Consider the following 22203-nt stretch of genomic DNA (forward strand, 5'->3'; position numbering starts at 1 on the left):
CCTGCCCGACCACACCATCTTCATCCAGATGGAAGGCACGGGCGGCCAGAGCTTCGGCGCCTTCCTGGCCACCGGCATCACGCTGTACCTGATCGGTGATGCCAACGACTACACCGGCAAGGGCTTGTCGGGTGGACGCGTGGTGGTGCGCCCCAGCCTCGACTTCCGCGGCGATGCAGGCAAGAACATCATTGCCGGCAACACTGCGCTGTACGGCGCCACCAGCGGCGAGGCCTTCTTCCGCGGCGTGGCCGGCGAGCGCTTCGCGGTGCGGCTGTCGGGCGCCACCGCGGTGGTGGAAGGCACCGGCGACCACGGCTGCGAGTACATGACCGGCGGCACCGTGGCCGTGCTGGGCAAGACCGGCCGCAACTTCGCCGCCGGCATGAGCGGCGGCGTGGCCTACGTGTACGACGAAGACGGCCAGTTCGCCAAGCGCTGCAACACCGCGATGGTGTCGCTGGACAAGGTGCTGCCCGCCGGTGAACAGCCGGGCGTGGACCAGCCCGCGGGCCTGCACCGCGGCCAGGCCGACGAGGTCACGCTCAAGAAGCTGATCGAGGACCACCACCGCTGGACCGGCAGCCTGCGCGCCCGCGAGATCCTGGACCACTGGGCCGATTCGCGCGCCAAGTTCGTGAAGGTGTTCCCGAACGAATACAAGCGCGCCCTGGGCGAGATGGCCACCCGCGCGGCCTCCACCGCGCCCGCGCCGGACGAAGCGCCGCAAGCCGCTGCTGCCACGGCCGCCAAGGCCAAGGCTGCCGGCAAGCAAGGCAGCAAGACCGTTCCGGCCAAGTGAACTGACGAGACGAAAGAAGAGCAATCGCCATGGGCAAAGTCACCGGCTTTCTGGAATACGGCCGCCTGGAAGAGGGCTATGCGCCCGTCGAGGCGCGGGTCAAGCACTACAAGGAGTTCGTGATCGGCCTGACCGCCGATCAGGCCCAGGTGCAGGGCGCACGCTGCATGGACTGCGGCACGCCGTTCTGCAACAGCGGCTGTCCGGTCAACAACATCATTCCGGACTTCAACGACCTGGTGTACCGCAACGACTGGCACAACGCCATCACGGTGCTGCACACCACGAACAACTTCCCCGAGTTCACCGGCCGCATCTGCCCCGCGCCCTGCGAGGCCGCCTGCGTGCTGAACGTGAACGACGATGCGGTGGGCATCAAGTCCATCGAGCACGCCATCGCCGATCGCGCCTGGGCCGAGGGCTGGGTGCAGCCGCAGCCGCCCAAGCAGCTCACCGGCAAGAAGGTGGCCGTGGTCGGTTCCGGCCCGGCCGGCCTGGCGGCGGCCCAGCAGCTGGCGCGCGCCGGCCATGACGTCACGCTGTTCGAGAAGAACGACCGTGCCGGTGGCCTGCTGCGCTACGGCATCCCCGACTTCAAGATGGAGAAGTCGCACATCGACCGCCGCGTCGAGCAGATGAAGGCCGAAGGCGTCAAGTTCCGCCTGGGCGTGCTGGTGGCCGGTGACAAGGGCATGGGCGAAGGCTCCAAGGTCACCAACTGGGCCAAGGAAACCGTGTCACCCGAACAGCTGAAGGCCGACTTCGACGCGGTGCTGCTGACCGGCGGCGCCGAACAGAGCCGCGACCTGCCGGTGCCCGGCCGCGACCTGGACGGCGTGCACTTCGCGATGGAGTTCCTGCCGCAGCAGAACAAGATCAATGCCGGCGACAAGCTGAAGAACCAGCTGCGCGCCGACGGCAAGCACGTGATCGTCATCGGCGGTGGCGACACCGGCAGCGACTGCGTGGGCACCAGCAACCGCCACGGCGCCGCCAGCGTCACCCAGTTCGAGCTGCTGCCCCAGCCGCCCGAACAGGAAGACCGGCCGCTGACCTGGCCGTACTGGCCGATCAAGCTGCGCACCAGCTCCAGCCACGAAGAAGGCTGCCAGCGCGAGTTCGCGATCGCCACCAAGGAATTCATCGGCGAAAAGGGCAAGGTCACCGGCCTGAAGACGGTGCGCCTGGAATGGCAGGGCGGCAAGATGACCGAGGTGCCGGGCAGCGAGCAGACGCTCAAGGCCGACCTGGTGCTGCTGGCCATGGGCTTCGTCAGCCCGGTGTCGCCGGTGCTGGACGCCTTCGGCATCGACAAGGACAACCGCGGCAACGCGCGCGCCACCGTCGATGAGCGCGATGGCTACAAGACCAACGTCGAGAAGGTGTTCGCGGCCGGCGACATGCGCCGCGGCCAGTCGCTGGTGGTGTGGGCCATCCGTGAAGGGCGCCAGGCCGCCCGCGCGGTGGACCAGTTCCTGATGGGCAGCAGCACGCTGCCGCGCTGAGTCTGACCGCGCCAGCCGCGGCACGTCGTCGGGCGTGCCGCGGCTTCACAGGTTGGAAGCGCGTTGGCAATCGCGGGATTCCCTTGCGTGCGAGAATAATTTCTCCCGCTTCCCCAGCACACCGAAGACGCGCCGCGAAGCCTTGCAGGCGCGCTGCCCCCCGATGCCCGACGCTTTCATCGAGATCGATCATGTGACGTTCGGTTATGACCCGAGCCGCAAGATCCTCAGCGACATCAGCCTGAGGTTCGAGCGGGGCCGTGTCACGGCCATCCTGGGCGGCTCGGGCTGTGGCAAGACCACGCTGCTGCGCCTCATCGGCGGCCTGGTGGGCGCCAGCTCGGGCCGCGTGGTGTTCGATGGCCAGGTGGTCAATGCCCGCGACAAGGAGCAGCTGCTGCAGATGCGCCGGCGCATGGGCATGCTGTTCCAGTTCGGCGCGCTGTTCACCGACCTCAGCGTGTACGACAACGTGGCCTTCCCGCTGCGTGAGCACACCAACCTGTCCGAGCCGCTGATCCGCGACATCGTGCTGATGAAGCTGCATGCCGTGGGCCTGCGCGGCGCGGCCAAGCTCAAGATCTCCGAGGTGTCGGGCGGCATGGCGCGGCGCATCGCGCTGGCCCGCTCCATCGCGCTCGACCCCGCGCTCATCATGTACGACGAACCCTTTGCCGGCCTCGACCTGGTGTCGATGGGCGTCACCGCCAACCTCATCCGCAAGCTCAACGACGCCACCGGCGCCACCTCGCTGCTGGTGTCCCACGACGTGGCCAAGTGCATGGAAATCAGCGACTACGCGGTGCTGCTGGCCCCGGGCGGCCGCATCGTGGCCCAGGGCACGCCCGACGAGCTGATGAGCTCGCGCGACCCCGAAGTGCGGCAGTTCGTCCGCGGCGAGCCCGACGGGCCCGTCAAGTTCCATTACCCGGCGCGTCCCATCGCCGAGGAGTTCGGCGCGTGATCGACGGCATTGCCTGGCTGGGCGCCCAGACCCTGCGCCAACTGCGTGGCCTGGGCCATGCGTTCTTCTTCTTCCTCGACCTGCTGCTGTTTTCGCCGCCGGGGCTGCGGCGCTTTGGCCTGGTGCTGGCGCAGGTGTACGCCATCGGCTACCGCTCGCTGGTCATCATCCTGGCCTCGGGCATGGCGGTGGGCTTCGTGCTGGCGCTGCAGATGTACTACGCGCTGACCACCTATGGCGCCACCGAGTCGCTGGGCCTGATCGTCAATCTGTCGCTGGTGCGCGAGCTGGGGCCGGTGGTCACCGCGCTGCTGTTCGCCGGCCGCGCGGGCACCTCGCTGACCGCCGAGATCGGCCTGATGAAGGCCGGCGAGCAGCTGTCGGCGATGGAGATGATGGCGGTCGACCCGCGCAGCCGGGTGCTGGCGCCGCGTTTTCTGGCCGGCGTGATCTCCATGCCGCTGCTGGCCGGGCTGTTCTCGGCCATCGGCATCCTGGGCGCCTATGTGGTGGGCGTGATGCTGATCGGCCTGGACGCCGGCAACTTCTGGGGCCTGATGCAGGCCAGCGTGGACGTGTGGCGCGACGTGGGCAACGGCATCGTCAAGAGCTTTGCCTTCGGCATCATCTGCACCGCCGTGGCGCTGTACCAGGGCTACGAGACGCAGGCCACGCCCGAAGGCGTGGCGTTTGCCACTACCCGCACCGTCGTCATCGCGTCGCTGGCCGTGCTGGCCACCGACTTCGTGCTCACCGCCATGATGTTCTCCACGCCCTGACGCGGCGACACCGCATCGAGTTATCACCATGAATAAGAAGCGCATTGAAATCCTGGTCGGCCTGTTCGTGCTGCTGGGGCTGGCGGGCCTGCTGTTCCTGGCCCTGAAGGCCGCCAACCTCGCCAGCTTCGGCCGCAGCCAGACCTACACCGTCACCGCCGCGTTCGACAACAGCGGCGGCCTCAAGCAGCGCGCCGCGGTGCGCAGCGCCGGCGTGGTGGTGGGGCGCGTGACCAGCATCAAGCTCAACAACAAGACCTACAAGGCCGTGGTCACGATGGAGCTGTTCGAGAACGTGCACTTCCCGGAAGACTCCTCGGCCAAGATCCTGACCTCGGGCCTGCTGGGTGACCAGTACGTGGGCATCGAGCCGGGCGGCACTGAAAAGACCCTGGTGGCCGGCAGCGTCATCAAGGAAACCCAATCCGCCGTGGTGCTGGAAGACCTGATCAGCCAGGTGCTCTTCAGCAAGGCCGCCGACAACGGCACCGCAGCACCCCCCAGCCTCGACGGGAGCCTGAAATGAGTTTGAACCGCCACCTCTTCGCCCGCGCCGCCGCGGCCACGCTGCTGGCTGCAGCAGCGCCGCTGGCCGCGTTGGCCCAGACGGCCGCGCCGGCCGCCGGTGCCGCGCCCGGCACCCTGCCCGAAACCACCGCCGAGCCCGATGCGTCGGCCGCCACCGTGAACGACCCTTTCGAGGGCTTCAACCGCGGCGTGTTCGGCTTCAACGACGCGGTCGATCGCGCCGTGGTCAAGCCGGTGGCCACCGGCTACCAGAAGGTGGTGCCCGAGATCGTGCGCAGCTGGGTCACCAACTTCTTCGGCAACCTCGACGACGCCTGGTCGCTGGTGAACCTGGTGCTGCAGGGCAAGCCGCGCCAGGCCTACGACATGACGGTGCGCGTGACCACCAACACCGTGCTGGGCCTGGGCGGCTTCCTGGACATCGCCACCGCCGCCGGCATCGAGCGCCACGAAGAAGACTTCGGGCAGACGCTGGGCTGGTGGGGCGTGCCCCCGGGGCCGTTCCTGATGCTGCCGCTGCTGGGCCCTTCGCAGGTGCGCGACGCCGCTGCGCTGCCGCTGGACATGACCTGGGACAACTCCTTCGTCGACCGCGAAGCCACCAAGTGGCAGCTCACCGCGCTGGACGCCATCAACACCCGCGCCAACCTGCTCACCGCTTCGGGCCTGCTCGATACCGTGGCGCTGGACCGCTACAGCTTCCTGCGTGATGCGTACGTGCAGCGCCGGCAAAGCATGGTGTACGACGGTAACCCGCCGCAACCGAAGTGAGCGGGCGCGGGCTGCCGCGCGTTGATACAACCGGCAGCGCTTGCGCCCGAACTTGCGCCTCCGCTGCCGGTCTGACCCTCCACAAGCCCCGGGCCTGAACCCGGGGCAACAAGAAAGGTTTCGCTCCATGTACAAGCCGTTCATCGCCGCCATCGTCACCAGCGTGTCCATGGTCTCGGCCTTTGCGCAGCAGGCGCCCGACGCCTTCGTCAAGGACCTGGCCACCGACATCGTCGAGCAGGTCAAGTCCGACAAGGCCATCCAGGCCGGCGACATCAGCAAGATCAACGCGCTGGTCGACACCCGCGTGATGCCGCACGTCAACTTCGAGCGCATGACCTCGCGCGCCGTGGGCGAGCAGCGCTGGAATTCGGCCAGCGCCGACCAGAAGAGCAAGCTGCAGGCCGAGTTCAAGACGCTGCTGGTGCGCAGCTACGCCGGCGCGCTGCGCGAAGTGAAGCCCGCCACCACCGTGGCGCTCAAGCCCTTCCGCGGTGAAGCCACCGACAAGGAAGTGGAAGTGCAGACCGAGGTGCGCGGCGTCGGCCAGCCGGTGGCGCTGAACTACCGGCTCGAGAATGCCGGCGGCAGCTGGAAGATCTACGACGTGAACGTGGGCGGCTTCTGGCTGGTGCCCAACTACACCAAGCAGTTCGCGCCCATCCTGCAACAGGGCGGCGTGGACGGCCTGCTGAGCAAGCTGGCCGAGCTGAACAAGTCGCCCGCCAAGAGCTGAGGACGGCATGCTGCCCCTGCCTTCGCGCCTGACCTTTTCGGACGCCTGCAGCGTGCTCACGCAGCTGGAAGCCACGCTGCAGGACAAGCCGGCAGGCACGCTGGAGATCGACGGCTCTTCGCTGCAGTCGTTCGACTCGTCGGCCATCGCGGTGCTGCTGGAGTGCCGGCGCGCCGCCCTGGCCGCCGGCCACGGCTTCCACGTGGTGGGCCTGCCCGGCCCGCTGGTGGAGCTGGCGGGGCTGTATGGCGTGGCGGAACTGCTGGGGCTGGAAGAGGTGGCGGCGGGCTGAGCACACGCCCCTGGTGCTGTCAGATGGTGGTGATGCGCTTGAGTGCTTCAGCCGCATGGACGATGGGAATGCCCTGGTAGCTTCCCAGCGGCAGCAGGTGCTTGCGGTCGCCAGTGATGATCATGTCGGCGCCTGCAGCGACGGCAGCCGCGATGACCTGATCGTCGTCGACGTCCCCCGGCACGACGCGGGGAACGGTGTCAGGCTCGACCAGGGTGACGGCCTCGATGTAGTCGATCAGCATCTCGTGCGGCGTCTTGTCGATCAGCGCCAGCCGCTTGGTGGCCGAGGGCCTTGTGAGCACGTCGGCCAGCTCGTCCAGGAGTGCTGTGCTGCTGCACAGCTCGATGTCCGAGCGCTGACCGATGGTGGCGAGCAGAGCATGGGGTGTACCGCCCCACAGCAAAGCCGACAGCACGATGTTGGTGTCAAGAATGATCCGCACCCGGGCCTCTGGCCGGTTGGTTGGCGGACCTTGCTCGCCGCTCTGCCCGAGCTGCTCCCAACTCTGCGGCGATATCGTCTTCATTGAGGGGCGGTGCGCCAGCGGCTTGCAGAGCTGGGGCCACGGCAGCCAGTCGTTCGAGCGCGGATCGCTTCCTCGACTTGGCGGCCAGAAACTCAACGAAATCTTCCACTTCCGCGATCTGCTGTGGCGACAGCGTGCGGATTTTCGACATCAGGCTTTGCTCGCCTCTTGCAGTCATCGTCGGTCTCCAGGTTCGCATCGCACGGCAGTGACCAACCATCCTAATGGATCGATTACCCCCCCGGCGCCGCGTAGCGCTTGGCGCGCAGATTGCGCTTGATCTCCTGCAGCATCGGCCGCAGCGTGGGGCCCAGGCGCAGGGCCACGCCGGTGGTCAGGATGTCGATGATCAGCAGGTGCAACAGGCGCGAGACCATCGGGCTGTAGCGGTCGTGGTCTTCGGGGTGGTCGGCGGCCAGCAGCACCTGCTGGCTGGCGGTGGTCTGCTGGGCCAGCGGTGAATCGCTGGCCGTCACCACGATGGTGATGGCGCCCTTGCGGCGCGCGATCTCGGCCACGTCGATCAGGTCGCGGCTGCGCCCCGAGTTGCTGATGATCACCGCGCAGTCGCCCGGCTGCAGCATGGTGGCGCTCATCACCTGCACATGGCCGTCGCTCACCGCGGTGGCGTACACGCCCAGGCGGAAGAACTTGTGCTGCGCATCCTGCGCCACGATGCCCGAGTTGCCCACGCCGTAAAAGTCGATGCGCCGGCCTTCGCGGCCGGCCTGCGCCAGCGCGCTGATCGCCCGCTCGAAGGCGTGGCTGGCAGCGGCATTGCGGTAGTGCAGCAGCGCGCTCACCGCGTTGTCGATCACCTTGACCACCACGTCGCCGGCCTTGTCGTCTTCATCGACCGCGCGGTGCACGAAGGGCACGCCTTCGTTCACCGTGCCGGCCAGCTTGAGCTTGAAGTCGGCCAGGCCGTCGTAGCCCACGCTGCGGCAAAAGCGCACCACGGTGGGCTTGCTCACGTGCGCACGCTCGGCCAGCTCGGTGACGGGCAGGCTGGAGAAGCTGCGGGGGTCGGCCAGCACCAGGCGCGCCACCCGCTGCTCGGCCGGCGGCAATGCAGGGATCGACGCCTTGATGCGGTCCAGCATCACTGCTCCTCGGCCCAGGCGAAGCCGTCGCGCGCCACCAGCGCGCTGGAAGCGGGCGGACCCCAGCTGCCGGGGGCGTAGGGGCGCGGGCCGCTGTCGTCGGCCTCCCAGGCGTTGAGCACCGGCTCCACCCAGCGCCAGGCCTGTTCTTGCTCGTCGCTGCGCACGAACAGGTTCAGCCGGCCGGCGATGGCGTCCAGCAGCAGGCGTTCATAGCCGCCCACGCGCTCGGTGGCAAAGGCCTTGTCGAAGTCCAGGTCCAGGAACACCGGCGACAGCGCTTCCGACTGGCCCGAGCCCTTGGCCGCCATCAGGTGCAGTTCCAGGCCGTCTTCGGGCTGCAGCTTGATCACCAGCTTGTTGGCCACGTTGGCGCCCGGGAAGATGGGGTGCGGCACCGGGCGGAAGTTGACGACGATCTGCGCATCCCGCGCGGCCAGCCGCTTGCCGGTGCGCAGGTAGAAGGGCACGCCGGCCCAGCGCCAGTTCTGGATCTCGGTGCGCAGCGCCACGAAGGTCTCGGTGCGGCTGCCGGCCGGCACCTTGTTTTCTTCCAGGTAGCCGGGCACCGTCTTGCCGCCCACCACGCCGTTGCGGTACTGGCCGCGCACCACGTCGCGGGCCACGCTGTCGGGCGTGAAGGGCTTGAGCGAGCGCAGCACCTTCAGCTTTTCGTCGCGGATGGCATCGGCGTCGTTGCTGGCGGGCGGCTCCATCGCCACCATGGTGAGCAGCTGCAGCGCATGGTTCTGCACCATGTCGCGCAGCGCGCCGGTCTGGTTGTAGAACTCGCCGCGGGTGCCCACGCCGATTTCTTCGGCCAGCGTGATCTGGATGTTGGCGATGCTCTCGCGGCGCCACAGCGGCTCGAACAGCGCATTGCCGAAGCGCAGCGCCGACAGGTTCTGCACCGAGGGCTTGCCCAGGTAGTGGTCGATGCGCAGGGCCTGCTGCTCGGTGAACGAGGCAGCCACCGCGCGGTTGATCTCCTGCGCGCTGGCCAGGTCGTGGCCCAGCGGCTTTTCCAGCACCACGCGCACGTTGGGGCCGTTGAGCTTGGCGGCGCCCAGCTGCGCGCAGATTTGCGTGAACAGGTGCGGGCTGGTGGCCAGGAACAGCACCACGGTGTCGGCCGGCGTGCTGCGGCCTTCTTCGGCGGTGGGCTCTTCGATCCAGCGCTTCAGGCCCGCGTAGTGCTCGGGCTGCGACAGGTCCATGCGGCGGTAGTGCAGCAGCTGCGCGAAGCGGTCGAACTCGGCGTCGGTGGGGCGCTTGGCGCTTTCCACTTCGCTGAAGCGGTCGCGGATGAACTCGCGGTAGGCGTCGTCGCTGCGTTCGTCGCGCGCCACCGCCAGGATGCGGCCACCCGGGGGCAGCTTGCCGTGGCGGAAGGCCTGGAACAGCGCCGGCATCAGCTTGCGCCAGGTGAGGTCGCCGGTACCGCCAAACAGCACGAGATCGAAGGACATGGCTCGCAGGTGTAATTAAGTTACGGGCCGAACTATGACGCGGTTTCTTGGGCCGGTCAAATGTCAGGACGGTGACCGACACGGGGTTTGCCCGATGGGCCAGGGTGCCGCGGATGCTCAGCACCCGTAACACGGTTGATGCAGGCGGGTGCCACAGTCCGGGTTTTAATTGGCGCAGGGCGCCGCCTGCGCGCCGGGAGCGAAGCACCATGAACCAGCTCGACCAACTCAAGCAATCCACCACCGTCGTTGCCGATACCGGCAATTTCAAGCAGCTTGCGCAGTTCACCCCGCGCGATGCCACCACCAACCCGTCGCTGATCCTCAAGGCGGTGCAACAGGCCGACTACGCGCCGCTGCTGGCCGAGACGGTGGCGGCCCATCGCCAGCAGCCGCTGGGCGACATCGTGGACGAGGTGCTGGTGCGCTTCGGCCAGGAAATCCTGAAGGTGGTGCCCGGCCGCGTCAGCACCGAGGTGGACGCGCGCCTGAGCTTCGACACCGCCTGCACCATCGCCCGCGGCCGCCGCATCATCGAGCTGTACGAGCGCGCCGGCATCGGCCGCGACCGGGTGCTCATCAAGGTGGCCGCCACCTGGGAAGGCATCCAGGCCGCCAAGGCGCTGGAGCATGAAGGCATCCACTGCAACCTCACGCTGCTGTTCGCCTTCTGCCAGGCGGTGGCCTGCGGCGAAGCCGGCATCACGCTGATCTCGCCCTTCGTCGGCCGCATCTACGACTGGTACAAGAAGCAGGCCGGCGCCAGCTGGGACGAAGCCGCGATGGCCGGCGTCAACGACCCCGGCGTCCAATCGGTCAGCCAGATCTACACCTACTACAAGCACTTCGGCATCGAGACCGAAGTGATGGGCGCCAGTTTCCGCAACGTCGGCCAGATCACGGCGCTGGCGGGCTGCGACCTGCTGACCATCAGCCCCGAATTGCTGGCCCAGCTGCAGGCCGGCACCGAGCCGGTGACCCGCCGCCTCGACCCCGCCGCCGCCAAGAGCGCCAGCGTGCACGCAGTGACGTACAACGAAGCCGACTTCCGCTACGCACTGAACGAGGACGCGATGGCCACTGAAAAACTCGCCGAAGGCATCCGCGGATTTGCCGCCGACGCCATCAAGCTGGACAAGATGATCGAGGAGCTGCGCAAGTGAGCGCGCCCAACCGCTGCGACCGCACCGTGGCCTGGGGTGCGCTCAAAGGCCACTTCGAGGCCCACGGCCGCGAACTGGACCTGCGCGAGGCCTTTGCCCGCGACCCCGGCCGCTTCGACAGCTTTGCGGTGCAGGCGCCGCAGGTGTTTGCCGACCTGTCGAAGAACCGCTGGGACCTGGCCACGCGAGCGCTTCTGCTCGACCTGGCGCGTGAATGCGGCCTGGAAGACCGGCGCGACGCGATGCTGGCCGGCGAGGCCATCAACACCACCGAAGGCCGCGCCGTGCTGCACACCGCGCTGCGCGCGCCGGCCGGGCAGGGCCCCTTCAGTGCCGAGGTGCACGAGGTGCTGGGCCGCATGCTGGCCTATGCCGAGACGGTGCGCGACACCGCCAGCAGCGGCATCCGCCATGTGGTCAACATCGGCATCGGCGGCAGCGACCTGGGGCCGCAGATGGTGGTGCCCGCGCTGGACGCCTTCGTGCACCCGGCCATCACCATGCACTTCGTGAGCAACGTGGACGGCCACGACATCACGCCGGTGCTGCGTGGGTTGAAGCCGGCCGAGACGCTGTTCATCATCGCCTCCAAGACCTTCACCACGCAGGAGACGATGGCCAACGCGCAGGTGGCGCGCGACTGGTTCGTGGCCAACGGCGGCACCGACGTGGCCCGCCACTTCGTGGCCACCACCACCAACATCGCCGCCGCCGCCCAGTTCGGCATCGAGCACACCTTCGGCTTCTGGGACTGGGTGGGCGGCCGCTATTCGCTGTGGAGCGCCATCGGCCTGCCGATTGCCATCGCCATCGGCTCGGAGAACTTCCGTGCGCTGCTGGCCGGCGCCCATGCGATGGACCGGCACTTTGCCACCGCGCCGCTGCAGGCCAACCTGCCGGCGCTGCTGGGCCTGCTGGACGTGTGGTACCGCAACTTCCACGGCTTTGGCAGCCGCAGCGTGGCGCCCTACCACCAGGGCCTGAAGCGCCTGCCCGCCTACCTGCAGCAGCTGGAGATGGAAAGCAACGGCAAGCAGGTGGACCTGGCCGGCGAGCCGCTGCCCTTCGGCACCAGCCCGGTGGTGTGGGGCGAGCCGGGCACCAACGGCCAGCACGCCTACTTCCAGATGCTGCACCAGGGTACCGACGTGATCCCGGTGGAGTTCATCGCGGTGAAGACGCCCACCCACGCGCACGCCGACCTGCAGCGCAAGCTGCTGGCCAACTGCCTGGCGCAAAGCCAGGCGCTGATGCTGGGCAAGAGCACCGAGCAGGCGCTGGGCGAAAAAGCGCCCACCGCCTCGGCCGAGCTGGACGCGCAGACCGTGGCCCGCCACCGCACCTTCCCGGGCAACCGGCCCAGTACCACGCTGGTGTTGGACCGGCTGACGCCCGAGTCGCTGGGCGCGCTGATCGCGCTGTACGAACACCGCGTGTTCACCAGCGGCGTGGTGTGGGGCATCAACAGCTTCGACCAGTGGGGCGTGGAACTGGGCAAGGCCTTGTGCAACGACCTGCTGCCGCGCCTGGCCAGCGGCGACACCGCCGGCCTGGACGGCTCCACCGCCGGGCTGCTGAAGCGGCTGACCGCAGCATGAGTGTTGAGCAGGACAAGGCCACCGTCGACACGGTGGTGTGGGACTTTGGCGCGGTGCTGTTCCGCTGGCGGCCACGGGTGCTGCTGGCGGCCAGCCTGCCCAGCCGGGTGAAGGACGACATCAGCGCCGCGCACTGGCATGAGCAGTTCTTCCAGAGCTTTGGCGGCGACTGGGCCGAGTTCGACCGCGGCACGGTGGCAGTGGACGACCTGGCCGGCCGCATCGCCCGCCGCACCGGCCTGACCGAGGCCGAGGCCATGGCCGTGATCGACGCGGTGCCGCACGAGCTGCAGCCGCTGGCCGACACCGTGGGCCTGGTGCATGCGCTGCATGAGCGCGGCGTGCGGCAGTTCTACCTGTCGAACATGCCGGCGCCCTATGCCGACCACCTGGAACGCGAACATGCCTTCGTGCGCGACTTTGAGGACGGCGTGTTCTCGGGCCGGGTGCAGTTGATCAAGCCCGAGCCGGCCATCTACGCGCTGGCCGAGCAGCGCTTCGGCCTGGTGCCCGAGCGCACGGTGTTCATCGACGACCACCCGAAGAACGTGGAAGCCGCGCGCGCCCGGGGTTGGCAGGCGGTGCTGGCCACGCACCATGCGGCCATCCACCAGGGGTTGGCGGAGCTGGGGTTGCTGGGCTGAACTAGGCCTTTGCGCCTGAAGCGCCCGCCTGCCGGGTGCGCGCCCGTCGCCACTGCCGCGGCGAGCTGAAACCGCCCACCTCGCTGGCCGCCTGCAGCGGCAGCCCGCTGCGCGCGGCCTCGTGCGCCAGCGCGCTGCGCACCTGCTCCACATAGGCGCGCGGCGAGCTGCCCACATGCTCGCGGAACAGCCGGCCCAGGTGGCGCGGCGTGACATGGGCCACCGCGGCCATGGATTCGGCGGACCAGGCGGCGCCCGGCTGCTCGCACACCGCGTCCTGCACCCGATGCAGCGCCGGGTGCAGGTGGTTGCGGCCGGTGAGCAGGGGCGAGAGTTCGGGGTCTTCGGTGCCGCGCCGCAGGTACACCACCATGTTGCGCGCGATGGCGTGGGCCGCCGCCTCGCCGCACTCACGCGCCACCAGGTACAGCGCCAGGTCGATGCCGGCGGTGATGCCGGCACTCGAGGCCACCGGGCCGTGGTCCACGAACACGCGGTTGCCCACCACCTCGGCCGCCGGGGCCTGCTGGCGCAGCTGGTCCACCACCTCATGGTGCGTGGTGCAGCGCTGGCCCGGGCGCAGCAGCCCGGCATCGGCCGCCAGCAGCGCACCGGCGCAGATGGTCAGCAGGCCGGCCGAAGGCCCGTCATCGGTGCTGGCGGGCAGCCGCTCGCCCAGCCAGGGCGCCACCACCTCGGCCAGCCAGCGGCGGGCACTGAACCAGGCGGGCGCCTGCAGCATGCGGGCTTCGCTGGGCTGGCCCATCAGCACCACCCAGGTGGGGCCGCCGAGCGCGGCCGGCAGCGGTTCCAGCAGCAGCGGCAGACCCACCGACGAATCGGCCGTGCCGCCGATGCCGCCGTAGCGCAGCCGGAACTGCGGCGGCCGGCCCTGCCGCGCCAGCCGCTGGTTGGCCATGCGAAACGCCTCGGCCGGGCCAGCCAGGTCCAGCAGCAGCGTGCCCGGCAGCACCACGAACCAGACGTCGATCATCGGCAGGCCCGACTGCGCACTCAGGCCGCGCGCTGAAGCGCTTCTTCCACGCTGCACAGCGTGGCAAAGCGGCCGGCCAACACCGTCTCGGTGCGCTCGCGGATCAGCGCCGCGCTGAGCGGCGCGCCGGCCGGCGTGGTCATGTCGAAGGTCAGGCAGGCGTCGCCCACGAAGTCCACCTCCCAGCCTTCGTCCGACGCATGGCGGGTGGTGGTCTCGCAGCACTGCTCGGTGCGGATGCCGGCGACGATCAGCCGGCGGATGCCCTGCTGGTGCAGCCACACCGGCAGGCCGGTGCCCACCAGCGCGCTGTGGCGGTGCTTGTGCACCGTCAGCGCGGCGTCGAAGGGCGCCAGGCCGTCCAGCGGGCGTACATGGCCGCTGGCCAGCGCAAAGGGGTTGTCGGGCGTGTCCGGCCCATCGCTGTGGAACACCCGCACGATGGGCATGCGGCGCGCCATCGCGCCTTGCAGCAGCTGGTGGGTGGCCGCCAGGAAGGGCTGGGTCTGTGCCTCCTGCCAGTAGGGGCGGTGGCGGAAGGATTGCTGGACGTCGATCAGGAGCAGGGCGGTTTGCATGGCGGCGGTAGTTCCGTTGCCGGGCCGTCCCAAGACGGAACGCGCCCCCCCGGGGGGCAGCGAGCGCAGCGAGCTTGGGGGCTTCGGATTAGGGTGGACGGGCTGCCATCGTGCCGGCGGCTCAGCCTGCTGGCAGTGTCGCCGAAGGACCGGTGGCGGTCATTTCCGGACATGAGGGCAGCACCAGCGCGCGGGCGATGGCCTCGGCATTCATCTCGGCCCATTGGGCGTATTGCGCCGGGCCCGGGTGGAAGCCGTCGGGCGCCATCTCCGCGCCCTTGGCCCAGTCCAGCGGCAGGTAGCGCAGCCGGCCTTCACGCGCGCAGAAGTCCTGCAGCGCCTGGTCCAGCCGTCGGGCGCACTGGCCGAGGTACCAGCGCAGCGGCTGTGGCGCGGCGGGCAGCAGGTGCATCGGCGGCACACCCGACAGCACGCAGATGCGCGCCCGCGTGCGGCGGCGCAGCTCGCGCAGCAGCACCTGGTATTCGTCGATGAAGCGCCGGGCCGAGCGCTGGGCCGTCACGTCGTTCACGCCGAGCGCGCCGACGATCACATCGGCCCGGTGCAGGTGCATCGTGCGCACATAGGCGCGGGCGCCCACGGTGTCCAACCCCGACTGCGCGGCCAGCTGCCAGTGCACCTCGCAGCCGGTGCGCCGCGCCAGCGCCTGCGCGATGGGTTCGGCCAGCGCCTGCTGCTGGTGGGCCACGCCCACGCCCGCGGCCGACGAATCGCCCACCACCAGGATGCGCGCCACGCCGCGTGCGGCATCGCCGGGCACCACACCGTGCCGCTCGCCTTCGGGCTCAGGCAGGCGCAGCGCGGTGCGGCGCAATCGGCGGCGCTGCCACAGCAGGGCAGGTGCAAGGGTGGTCTTGTAGAGCAACAGCATGGGCACACCGGGTTGGGGGCCGCAGCTTGGCGCAAAACCGCTGCCGGCGGTAGCGGGCCTGCCCGTGGTCAGGTCGGCCCGGGCAAGGCTTCGAGCCGGTAGCCCATGCCGCGCAGCGTGTGGATCAGCGGCTGCGGGTGGCCGTCGTCGATCTTGCTGCGCAGGCGGCGGATGTACACGTCCACCACATTGGTCAGCGGATCTTCGTGCGTGCCCCATACGTTGGCCAGGATGCGCTCGCGGCTGAACAGGCGCCCGGGCGCGGCCATCAGCAGCTCCAGCAGCGCCAGCTCGCGGGCGGTGAGCTGCAGCGGCCGGCCGGCGCGGCTGGCGCGCATGGTGTCGCGGTCCAGCACCAGGTCGGCCACCACCAGTTGCTGGGCGGGCGGCGGCGCCTGCTCACGCGCGCGGCGGGCCAGCGCGTCGATGCGGGCCAGCAGCTCGTCGAACTCGAAAGGCTTGACCAGGTAGTCGTCGGCGCCCAGCCGCAGGCCGGCCACGCGGTCTTCCAGGCCGCCCAGCGCGGTCAGCATCAGGATGGGCAGCTGCACGCCGGTGGCGCGCAGGGTCTGGCACACCTCCAGGCCGCTCATGCCGGGCAGCATCACGTCCATCAGCACCAGGGTGCGGGTGCCTTCGGCTTCGTCCTGGCGCGCCGCGTCCTGCGCCAGCGCCACGGCCTCGGGGCCGGTGGTGGCCAGTTGGGTGCGGTGGCCTTCGGCCCGCAGCCCACGCTCCAGGAAACCGGAGATGCGGGCATCGTCTTCCACGATCAGGACGTTCATGCGGTCAGTTCGGGCTGGGTCGTGGGCAGGCTCATCACCGGCAGGCGCAGGCAGGCGGTGGTGCCGCGGCCGGGCGGCGATTGCAGCGTGATCTGCCCGCCATGGGCGCGGGCCAGCGCCGCGCCGATGGACAGGCCCAGGCCCGTGCCGTCGGCCCGGTGGCGGCGCGCGGCTTCACCGCGGAAATTGCGCTCGAACACGCGGTGGATCTCGGCCGGTGCAATGCCGATGCCGTGGTCCACCACCTCCAGCCGCCACTGGGCCGGCTCGTCGTCGCTGTCGGCGGGCTGCAGTTGCAGGCTCAGGCGCACCACGCCGCCCGAGCGGGAATAGCGCACCGCGTTGTCCAGCAGCAGCGCCACCAGCTGGCGCAGCCGGGTGGCATCGCCCAGCACCGGGGCCGGCTCATGCGGCAGCTGGGCATCGATGCGCACGTCGCGTTCATAGGCCAGCGCGCGGGCCTGGCTCAGGGCCTCGGCCACCGGCTGTCGCAGGTCGGTGGGCGCGCGGTGCAGCGCCAGCGCATCGATGTCGCTGCGCGCCATGGTCAGCAGGTCGTCGATCACCAGTGCCAGCTCGCGCGAGGTGCCCACGATGCGTTGCAGCGCGGTCTTGTAGTCGGCCAGCGGCTTGTCGGCGCCGCGCAGCGTCACCTCGGCTTCGCCGCGGATGGCGGTGGTGGGCGTGCGCAGCTCATGGCTGATGTCGGCGAACAGCTGGCGCCGCCGGGCGTCCACCTGCTGCAGGGTTTCCAGCGCGGCCTGCAGCTCGGCGGTGCGGGCATGCACCAGGGCTTCCAGGTCGTGGCGGGCGCGGGCTTCACGCTCGCGGTGCTGCTGCAGCTCGGCCGCCATGCTGTTGACGCTGGTGGCCACGGCCGCGAATTCATCGGCCCCCTGCACATGAATGCGGTGCTGCAGCTCGCCCCGCTGCAGCGCGGCGGCACCACGGCTCAGGCGGTCCAGCGGCTGGCGCAGCGCGCGGGTGAAGTAGGCGCCCAGCAGCAGCGCGCCCAGCGCCAGCGTGGCGGCGGCGCCCAGCCACAGGCCGCGCATCCAGCGCAGCGTGGCATCGGCGGCGGCACGCTCGCGGGCCATGGCCGCCGATTCACGTTCGATGCTCTCGCGCAGCAGCGTGCGCAGGTCGCGGCCGTGCGACACCTCGAACAGGGCCGACACCGCCGCCCAGGCGGCACGGCCGTCGGTGCCGGGCATCAGCGGGCCGGCGCGGTTGACGGCCTCCTGCAGGTCGTGCAGCGTCACGGTCAACACCTTCAGCGCATCCTGGCGCTGCAGGTGTTCGGCCTGGCTGCCGTCACGGCCTTCGTCCAGCACCTGGGCGCGCTCGGCCAGGTCTTGCAGGCGCTGCAGCGTGCTGCGCATGTCGGCTTGCAGGCGGTCACGCTCGGCGAGGTCGGCGCCGGCATCCATCTGGCGCTGCGACACCCAGGCCCGCAGCCGCTGCTTGCTGGCCGACATCTCCACGAAGCCCAGCTGGATGTCGCTGTGCACCCGGCCGCGCTGCACCTGGCGGTCGGCCACGCCCAGCGCCCACAAGGCCACCACGCCTTCGAGCACGGCGGCGGCGGCCAGCAGGGCCAGGGCGATGGTCAGGCGGCGGCGGAACATGCGCGAATTGTCGGCCGCGCTGCGGCGCCTCCGCATGAACGCCAGATGAACGGCCGCGCCTGTCATCTGAGGTTCATGCGGCGTTCAGTGCAGGCTCATGCGAGCTTCATGGCGGGTTCAGTCCAGCGGGCTGCAATGGCGGCATCGCAACCCCACAGGAGCACGACATGACCGCACGCATCGCCTCGACCCGCCACCTGCGCTGGCAAGCCGCCGCCTGGATGACCCTGGCGCTGGCCGCGCTGCCGGCCGCCGCCAAGCCGCCCATCCTCAACACTACCGTGCAGGAGCAGGAGGTGCTGGCCGCGCAGCAGGCCTGGGGCGAGGCGCTGGTCGCCATCGGCAAGGCCCACGACACGCAGGGCCGGGAGGCGGCAAAAGCCCTGGCGGCCCAGGTGATCGACGGCGCCTATGGCTACCAGATGGGCCCGGTGCTGTTCAAGCCCACGCTGACCACGGCGCCGCAGACCTTCCGCACCACGCGTGAAGGCGCGCTGGCCTACTTCGTGGGCGGCGACAAGGCCTACCCCCACGACAGCAGCTTTGCGCTCAAGGGCTGGCAGAAGGTGGAGGTGCGCAACGTGGGCATGGTGATCGCGGCCAACACCGCCACCACCATGGGCAACGTGATCTTCACCGACCGCGACGGCAAGCGCGTGACGGTGGACAAGACCTGGCAGTTCCTGAAGGACGACAGCGGCAAGCTGCGCATCGTGGTGCATCACTCGTCGCTGCCGTACACGCCGCAGCAGTGACCTTTCAGCCCCCGAGCTCGCTGCTCAGCCGGGGACGGGCGTGCACAGCTCCACCAGCAGGCCATCGGGGCAGCGCACGTAAGAAACGGTCTGCCCCCAGTGCTTGGTCATGGGGGCGGCCATCTCGGTGGCGCCGGCCTGCAGCGCCGCCTGGTGGGCCGCCGCCACGTCGTCGGTCACCAGCCCGATCTCGAAGCCCAGCGGACGCGGTGAACTGTGCGCCGCCACATGCCCGCCAGCGAAATTGGCCTCGCCCAGCGCATGGTCGGCAAAGGCCAGCGTGGTGCTGCCCGTGTCCAGCTCGCCGTAGGTGCCCGATTCATGCAGGAAGCGCCGACGCAAGCCGAAGGCGCGTTCGCAGAAGTCGAGCGAGGCGGCCACGTCGGGCACGTAGAGGATGGTGTAGCCGAATTTCATCGTGCGGCAGATCATCCCCTGAAATACCAGGTCACGCCGCCGGTCGGTCCGACTTGTTCGCTGGGCATGGGCTCGCCAAGCTTCATGGTCACTTCCTTCATGCGCAGATGGGGTGCAAACCAGACACCAGCGCGGGGGCAGGGCTGGCCTGGTTTGGCCGACAGGACGATGGGCAGCTCGTGGGCCGGTGGGGTGTAGTGCTTGGGCACGGGGCCTTGCCGGCGCGCCCAGTCCACCAGGTCCTTGGGGTAGAGGATGTGGTCGCGGTAGGCGCTGTCGTCGAGTTCGTACAAGTAGGCGATGGCCCCGGCTTCCCAGGCCCAGTAGCCGTAGTAGTTGGCCCAATCGGGGTCATCGCGGAGTTGGCCAAAACGCAGGTGGGCGTCGTGCCAGAAAGCGCCTTCGAAGAACTCGTACCAGCGGCCGAGGAAATTGGCCATGCATTTGGTGCTTTCTTCTCTTGGCTCCCAGGCGGCGCCGATCAGGTCGTCGTACAGATCCAAATGGCAGAACTTGTTGATTTCCATCGGGTCGGGCACGAAAGGGAGCAACAACTCCTCGATGATGGTGTCTATGCCGCGAATATTGACGATGAGCTTGGCTATGCGGCGAAGTTGATCGTGCTCACCCAGGAGTACGCCCAGGCTGATGACGCGCAACAACTCGCGGTAGCTGTCGGGGACATCAGCTTCGACAGGGCAAGGCAGGGAGCCACTTTCTTCAAACTGTAGCTGCCTCTCTGGAAACCGGTGGTACGCCCATTTCACGAAGGATCCGCACCACTCTTCAAATGCATCTATCGCGATCGGGTATAAATCCTTGATTTCCTCCATGGATGCGCCGGCTGAGTATTCCAGGCTTATTCTATCCACACACCCTTCTAGCTTTGACCCCAAGGCTGATACATACCCATGATCCAGGCGCTCAAGCTCCGTAAAGCTATTGATCTCGGCCGTGATGTTGCGATCACCATTATCGAGTTTCTGAAGAATACTCTCGTACGCCTCCCAGTAGAAAAAGTGCTGTCGCCTAACCTGGCTGAATTCTTTGGCAGCCCGAGCCAAATGTGATGGCAGTTGAGGCATGATTATCTTGGTCCTTTCGCTTGCCTGTTGCGGGGTGTGGAGTCATCTTTTGTCTGGGCCGCGGTTCTTTTTTGTGAGGCGTTGCGGCCCTTTCTTGCGTTCTGCACAACCAAAATATCCTGCTCGAGATACTCCTCGCTCACGCCATGGACGGACTGGTGCAGAGTATGGTCGATGGCGTGCGCCCCAATGGCTGTATCAATGGAGTCCAGGTGATCCGGCAATCCGTCGGCAGCCGGTTTGAATTGCGATACTAGGTAAACGCGTCGATCGTATGACTTCTTGGATATTGTGAGTCCTGTGGTGCGCCGTATATCCTTCTCAATCCACTCATCCGACATCTGCATCACCGCCCCCGCCCCCTGTTTGTCGCTGTTGTCATGCAACATCCGCCACAACTGCGCCTGTTTTTCCGTGAGCTGCGCGCCCGCCGGTATGTTGGGAATCTTGCTGTTGCCCTTGTCCGCATCGCGCTGGGTCATTTGGGTCTGGGTGCTCGGCGCCCCGATGCGCCCCTTGGCTTCGACCACAAGATAACGCCCGTTCGGCCTTTGCCACAGGCTGTCGATACCGTGGGTGAAAACGCGGCTCCAATCCTCGGCAATCAATTCGTTCGGCCGGTAGGGAGCATTGACCTTCCTGAAGCCGCTGGCGTGCACCTGCAAGCTGCCGTGCTCGTAACGAACGCCCTCCTTGTCCAGCACGTGGTAGTCCACCATGTGCTCGGCCAGCAGTGCCATCGGTCGCGCGCCGAGTGTTTCTATGAATTTGCGCGCTGGGTCCTGCGCGACGCTGACAGGCGAGCTTTCGGCCTTGGTTTGCTTTTGCTTCTGGTTGCCGACCTGCGGGTGGTTGTCGCCGTGCAGGCCCTTGCTGCTGTCTTTGCCCTGCGCCTGGCGCTTGTTGGTGGCCGTGGCGCTGGCCTGGGCGGCGGCCTTGTGGCTGCCGGTGCCATGGTGGCCGGTTTGAACCGCCGCCGTCGCCAGGCTGGCCGCCGCCTGCACCCACACGGCATGCTCGCCCAGCAGGTCCTTCACTAAGTCCTCGATGAGCTTGCCGCCCCGCTCAACGGCGTGGCTGACGTAGAACTTCGCCCGCTGAGCATCGGGCAGTTGCCACTTGGCCCGCCGCACCAGCGCGTCGGGTGCCCACCAGGGGCCTGAGGCCACCACCTCGAGCAGGCCGATGTATGCATCCAGCGCCGCCTGGGCCGTTTGTGCGGCCTGCTGCCGTCGCTCCACCCATTGAATGGCGTGGATCCAGCGGATCACGCCGCCCTTGCTCATCCCCAGCGCGCGCTCCAGCATCGCAACACCGCCTTGCACGCCTCGGCCGGCGAACTTGCGCTGCCGCCACAAGGGCTTGACCGCGCCCTTGAAAAAGCTGCCGAAACTGGGCACCAGGCCGATGGCCGTGAAAGCGAGGTTGGCATAGTCGTCTTCGTCCATCTGGTCCCAGCCCTTGCGGGAGCAGATGAGGATCTGCGCCGTCACGTCGCGGGCGTCGAGCACCTGGTCGACGATCGGGATGAGACCGATGGCGCCGTTGACCACGATGCTGGCGGTGCTGGGGTCCTCGGCAAAGTCGCCCAGCACCAGGTCGGAGATGAACTTCTGAACATCGGCCAGCAGGCTCATTCCGGTGCTCCTTGCCGGCCCTGTGCGCGCTCGGCTTCCATCTGCGCCCTGAGTTGCTGTTGCAGCGGCTTCGAGAGGTACGACTTGTCTTGCTTGTCGTCAGGCGGCACAAACTCCCGCGGGTCTTCGCCGTAGGCCACCACGTAGTGCAGGCTGGGCACGTCATGGAGCTGGGCACGTCCTTGGTCATCCAGCGTGCCCTCGCGCACTTCGCCGTTGTCGAACGTGACCCGGTAGGGGGCACCCGCCACAGGCGTCAGGTCGTCGTAGTGGTAGTTCAGCTCCACCGTGGGTTCTCCCTTGGCCAGTCGCGGCATCCGCACCGGCAGGCTCCTGGCCCCGCTGAAGTCGTGGCTGGCGGCATGCATCACATGGCTGCCGGTGGTGCCGCTGTCGATGCCGCTGGCGGTCCAGCGGGTGTAGCTGCCGCCGCCGTTGATCAGCACCTCTTGCGCGCCCTGGATCTCGATGCGTTCAGCGGTCATCGTGATCTTCAGCTTGGCCAGGGCGTGCAGGTTGGCCTTGAGCGCCCGGATGTCGATGTCTTCC

Annotated in this window: 24 protein-coding genes and 1 pseudogene; 13 read left to right on the forward strand and 12 right to left on the reverse strand. The window is 68.5% G+C overall.

All coding sequences use genetic code 11. The features are described from left to right. The 8 genes and pseudogenes from ABNT58_RS25110 to ABNT58_RS25145 all read left to right on the forward strand — a co-directional run. Positions 1 to 802: pseudogene (locus ABNT58_RS25110) on the forward strand (glutamate synthase subunit alpha); the annotation flags it as partial. A gap of 29 nt (positions 803 to 831) precedes the next feature. Continuing rightward, positions 832 to 2307, forward strand: coding sequence for a glutamate synthase subunit beta (locus ABNT58_RS25115; RefSeq protein ID WP_348756112.1), 1476 nt, complete (start codon positions 832 to 834; stop codon positions 2305 to 2307). A 163-nt stretch (positions 2308 to 2470) separates the two neighbouring features. Beyond that, complete coding sequence (locus ABNT58_RS25120) at positions 2471 to 3271, forward strand: ATP-binding cassette domain-containing protein (RefSeq protein ID WP_348756113.1); 801 nt, start codon at positions 2471 to 2473, stop codon at positions 3269 to 3271. Next, positions 3268 to 4050, forward strand: a complete 783-nt coding sequence (mlaE, locus tag ABNT58_RS25125) for a lipid asymmetry maintenance ABC transporter permease subunit MlaE (RefSeq protein WP_348756114.1) — start codon at positions 3268 to 3270, stop codon at positions 4048 to 4050. Before ABNT58_RS25120 ends, mlaE begins: the two co-directional genes overlap by 4 nt. A 28-nt stretch (positions 4051 to 4078) precedes the next feature. Further along, entirely contained in the window at positions 4079 to 4576 is a 498-nt protein-coding gene (mlaD, locus tag ABNT58_RS25130; protein WP_348756115.1) for an outer membrane lipid asymmetry maintenance protein MlaD, read from the forward strand. Beyond that, the gene (locus tag ABNT58_RS25135) at positions 4573 to 5349 is read left to right on the forward strand and encodes a VacJ family lipoprotein (protein ID WP_348756116.1); all 777 of its coding nucleotides are present in this window, start codon (positions 4573 to 4575) and stop codon (positions 5347 to 5349) included. Before mlaD ends, ABNT58_RS25135 begins: the two co-directional genes overlap by 4 nt. Before the next feature lie 127 nt (positions 5350 to 5476). Next, positions 5477 to 6085: an ABC transporter substrate-binding protein gene (locus tag ABNT58_RS25140; protein WP_348756117.1), complete on the forward strand. Its 609-nt coding sequence runs from the start codon at positions 5477 to 5479 to the stop codon at positions 6083 to 6085. A gap of 7 nt (positions 6086 to 6092) precedes the next feature. Further along, positions 6093 to 6377, forward strand: a complete 285-nt coding sequence (locus ABNT58_RS25145) for an STAS domain-containing protein (protein WP_348756118.1) — start codon at positions 6093 to 6095, stop codon at positions 6375 to 6377. A gap of 19 nt (positions 6378 to 6396) precedes the next feature. Here ABNT58_RS25145 and ABNT58_RS25150 read toward each other — a convergent pair whose 3' ends face one another. The 3 genes from ABNT58_RS25150 to zwf form a co-directional block, all read right to left on the reverse strand. Further along, complete coding sequence (locus ABNT58_RS25150; RefSeq protein ID WP_348756119.1) at positions 6397 to 6906, reverse strand: putative toxin-antitoxin system toxin component, PIN family; 510 nt, start codon at positions 6904 to 6906, stop codon at positions 6397 to 6399. Between the two features lie 233 nt (positions 6907 to 7139). Then, a complete protein-coding gene (locus ABNT58_RS25155; protein ID WP_348756120.1) occupies positions 7140 to 8009 on the reverse strand; it encodes a MurR/RpiR family transcriptional regulator in 870 nt (289 codons plus the stop codon). After that, positions 8009 to 9478: a glucose-6-phosphate dehydrogenase gene (gene zwf, locus ABNT58_RS25160; protein ID WP_348756121.1), complete on the reverse strand. Its 1470-nt coding sequence runs from the start codon at positions 9476 to 9478 to the stop codon at positions 8009 to 8011. The genes ABNT58_RS25155 and zwf overlap by 1 nt, the downstream gene beginning before the upstream one ends. Before the next feature lie 209 nt (positions 9479 to 9687). Here zwf and tal point away from each other — a divergent pair, with 209 nt between their 5' ends. The 3 genes from tal to ABNT58_RS25175 are packed head-to-tail and all read left to right on the forward strand — an operon-like array spanning position 9688 to position 12883. Continuing rightward, a complete protein-coding gene (tal, locus tag ABNT58_RS25165) occupies positions 9688 to 10641 on the forward strand; it encodes a transaldolase (RefSeq protein ID WP_348756122.1) in 954 nt (317 codons plus the stop codon). After that, positions 10638 to 12239, forward strand: coding sequence for a glucose-6-phosphate isomerase (gene pgi, locus ABNT58_RS25170; protein WP_348756123.1), 1602 nt, complete (start codon positions 10638 to 10640; stop codon positions 12237 to 12239). Before tal ends, pgi begins: the two co-directional genes overlap by 4 nt. Continuing rightward, positions 12236 to 12883 carry an HAD family phosphatase gene (locus ABNT58_RS25175; RefSeq protein WP_348756124.1) on the forward strand — a complete coding sequence of 216 codons (648 nt, stop codon included), beginning with the start codon at positions 12236 to 12238 and terminating at the stop codon, positions 12881 to 12883. Before pgi ends, ABNT58_RS25175 begins: the two co-directional genes overlap by 4 nt. 1 nt (position 12884) lies before the next feature. On the opposite strand, the gene ABNT58_RS25180 is transcribed toward ABNT58_RS25175, so the two are convergent. The 5 genes from ABNT58_RS25180 to ABNT58_RS25200 form a co-directional block, all read right to left on the reverse strand. Then, complete coding sequence (locus ABNT58_RS25180) at positions 12885 to 13877, reverse strand: helix-turn-helix domain-containing protein (RefSeq protein ID WP_348756125.1); 993 nt, start codon at positions 13875 to 13877, stop codon at positions 12885 to 12887. Between the two features lie 20 nt (positions 13878 to 13897). Then, on the reverse strand, positions 13898 to 14455 hold the full coding sequence (locus ABNT58_RS25185) for an isochorismatase family protein (RefSeq protein ID WP_348756126.1): 558 nt from the start codon (positions 14453 to 14455) through the stop codon (positions 13898 to 13900). 121 nt (positions 14456 to 14576) lie between these two features. Then, a complete protein-coding gene (locus tag ABNT58_RS25190; protein ID WP_348756127.1) occupies positions 14577 to 15347 on the reverse strand; it encodes an SGNH/GDSL hydrolase family protein in 771 nt (256 codons plus the stop codon). A 68-nt stretch (positions 15348 to 15415) separates the two neighbouring features. Beyond that, positions 15416 to 16132: a response regulator transcription factor gene (locus ABNT58_RS25195; protein WP_348756128.1), complete on the reverse strand. Its 717-nt coding sequence runs from the start codon at positions 16130 to 16132 to the stop codon at positions 15416 to 15418. After that, positions 16129 to 17760 (reverse strand): HAMP domain-containing sensor histidine kinase, encoded by a 1632-nt coding sequence (locus tag ABNT58_RS25200; protein WP_348756129.1) that lies wholly within the window; start codon positions 17758 to 17760, stop codon positions 16129 to 16131. Before ABNT58_RS25200 ends, ABNT58_RS25195 begins: the two co-directional genes overlap by 4 nt. A 167-nt stretch (positions 17761 to 17927) precedes the next feature. Here ABNT58_RS25200 and ABNT58_RS25205 point away from each other — a divergent pair, with 167 nt between their 5' ends. Further along, on the forward strand, positions 17928 to 18515 hold the full coding sequence (locus ABNT58_RS25205) for a hypothetical protein (RefSeq protein ID WP_348756130.1): 588 nt from the start codon (positions 17928 to 17930) through the stop codon (positions 18513 to 18515). Positions 18516 to 18539: 24 nt separating this feature from the next. Here ABNT58_RS25205 and ABNT58_RS25210 read toward each other — a convergent pair whose 3' ends face one another. After that, positions 18540 to 18932 carry a VOC family protein gene (locus tag ABNT58_RS25210; protein ID WP_348756131.1) on the reverse strand — a complete coding sequence of 131 codons (393 nt, stop codon included), beginning with the start codon at positions 18930 to 18932 and terminating at the stop codon, positions 18540 to 18542. Positions 18933 to 18943: 11 nt separating this feature from the next. Continuing rightward, positions 18944 to 19891, reverse strand: a complete 948-nt coding sequence (locus ABNT58_RS25215; RefSeq protein ID WP_348756134.1) for a PoNe immunity protein domain-containing protein — start codon at positions 19889 to 19891, stop codon at positions 18944 to 18946. Here ABNT58_RS25215 and ABNT58_RS25220 point away from each other — a divergent pair. Then, positions 19844 to 20002: a hypothetical protein gene (locus ABNT58_RS25220; RefSeq protein ID WP_348756135.1), complete on the forward strand. Its 159-nt coding sequence runs from the start codon at positions 19844 to 19846 to the stop codon at positions 20000 to 20002. The genes ABNT58_RS25215 and ABNT58_RS25220 overlap by 48 nt on opposite strands. 17 nt (positions 20003 to 20019) lie before the next feature. Here ABNT58_RS25220 and ABNT58_RS25225 read toward each other — a convergent pair whose 3' ends face one another. Beyond that, on the reverse strand, positions 20020 to 21654 hold the full coding sequence (locus ABNT58_RS25225; RefSeq protein WP_348756132.1) for a hypothetical protein: 1635 nt from the start codon (positions 21652 to 21654) through the stop codon (positions 20020 to 20022). Beyond that, a partial coding sequence (locus ABNT58_RS25230) for a DUF2345 domain-containing protein (protein WP_348756133.1) occupies positions 21651 to 22203 on the reverse strand: 553 nt, incomplete at its 5' end. The genes ABNT58_RS25230 and ABNT58_RS25225, both read right to left, overlap by 4 nt.

The sequence above is a fragment of the uncultured Aquincola sp. genome (assembly GCF_964001545.1).
GTDB lineage: Bacteria > Pseudomonadota > Gammaproteobacteria > Burkholderiales > Burkholderiaceae_C > Aquincola.

Coding starts and splice junctions, on each gene's coding strand:
- ABNT58_RS25195 (WP_348756128.1), bottom strand. CDS start 16,132: ATGAACGTCCTGATCGTGGAAGACGATGCCCGCATCTCCGGTTTCCTG.
- ABNT58_RS25175 (WP_348756124.1), top strand. CDS start 12,236: ATGAGTGTTGAGCAGGACAAGGCCACCGTCGACACGGTGGTGTGGGAC.
- ABNT58_RS25150 (WP_348756119.1), bottom strand. CDS start 6,906: ATGAAGACGATATCGCCGCAGAGTTGGGAGCAGCTCGGGCAGAGCGGC.
- ABNT58_RS25210 (WP_348756131.1), bottom strand. CDS start 18,932: ATGAAATTCGGCTACACCATCCTCTACGTGCCCGACGTGGCCGCCTCG.
- ABNT58_RS25140 (WP_348756117.1), top strand. CDS start 5,477: ATGTACAAGCCGTTCATCGCCGCCATCGTCACCAGCGTGTCCATGGTC.
- zwf (WP_348756121.1), bottom strand. CDS start 9,478: ATGTCCTTCGATCTCGTGCTGTTTGGCGGTACCGGCGACCTCACCTGG.
- ABNT58_RS25205 (WP_348756130.1), top strand. CDS start 17,928: ATGACCGCACGCATCGCCTCGACCCGCCACCTGCGCTGGCAAGCCGCC.
- ABNT58_RS25180 (WP_348756125.1), bottom strand. CDS start 13,877: ATGATCGACGTCTGGTTCGTGGTGCTGCCGGGCACGCTGCTGCTGGAC.
- ABNT58_RS25155 (WP_348756120.1), bottom strand. CDS start 8,009: ATGCTGGACCGCATCAAGGCGTCGATCCCTGCATTGCCGCCGGCCGAG.
- ABNT58_RS25185 (WP_348756126.1), bottom strand. CDS start 14,455: ATGCAAACCGCCCTGCTCCTGATCGACGTCCAGCAATCCTTCCGCCAC.
- ABNT58_RS25220 (WP_348756135.1), top strand. CDS start 19,844: ATGATCCAGGCGCTCAAGCTCCGTAAAGCTATTGATCTCGGCCGTGAT.
- ABNT58_RS25115 (WP_348756112.1), top strand. CDS start 832: ATGGGCAAAGTCACCGGCTTTCTGGAATACGGCCGCCTGGAAGAGGGC.
- ABNT58_RS25135 (WP_348756116.1), top strand. CDS start 4,573: ATGAGTTTGAACCGCCACCTCTTCGCCCGCGCCGCCGCGGCCACGCTG.
- tal (WP_348756122.1), top strand. CDS start 9,688: ATGAACCAGCTCGACCAACTCAAGCAATCCACCACCGTCGTTGCCGAT.
- mlaD (WP_348756115.1), top strand. CDS start 4,079: ATGAATAAGAAGCGCATTGAAATCCTGGTCGGCCTGTTCGTGCTGCTG.
- ABNT58_RS25120 (WP_348756113.1), top strand. CDS start 2,471: ATGCCCGACGCTTTCATCGAGATCGATCATGTGACGTTCGGTTATGAC.
- ABNT58_RS25190 (WP_348756127.1), bottom strand. CDS start 15,347: ATGCTGTTGCTCTACAAGACCACCCTTGCACCTGCCCTGCTGTGGCAG.
- ABNT58_RS25145 (WP_348756118.1), top strand. CDS start 6,093: ATGCTGCCCCTGCCTTCGCGCCTGACCTTTTCGGACGCCTGCAGCGTG.
- ABNT58_RS25225 (WP_348756132.1), bottom strand. CDS start 21,654: ATGAGCCTGCTGGCCGATGTTCAGAAGTTCATCTCCGACCTGGTGCTG.
- ABNT58_RS25200 (WP_348756129.1), bottom strand. CDS start 17,760: ATGTTCCGCCGCCGCCTGACCATCGCCCTGGCCCTGCTGGCCGCCGCC.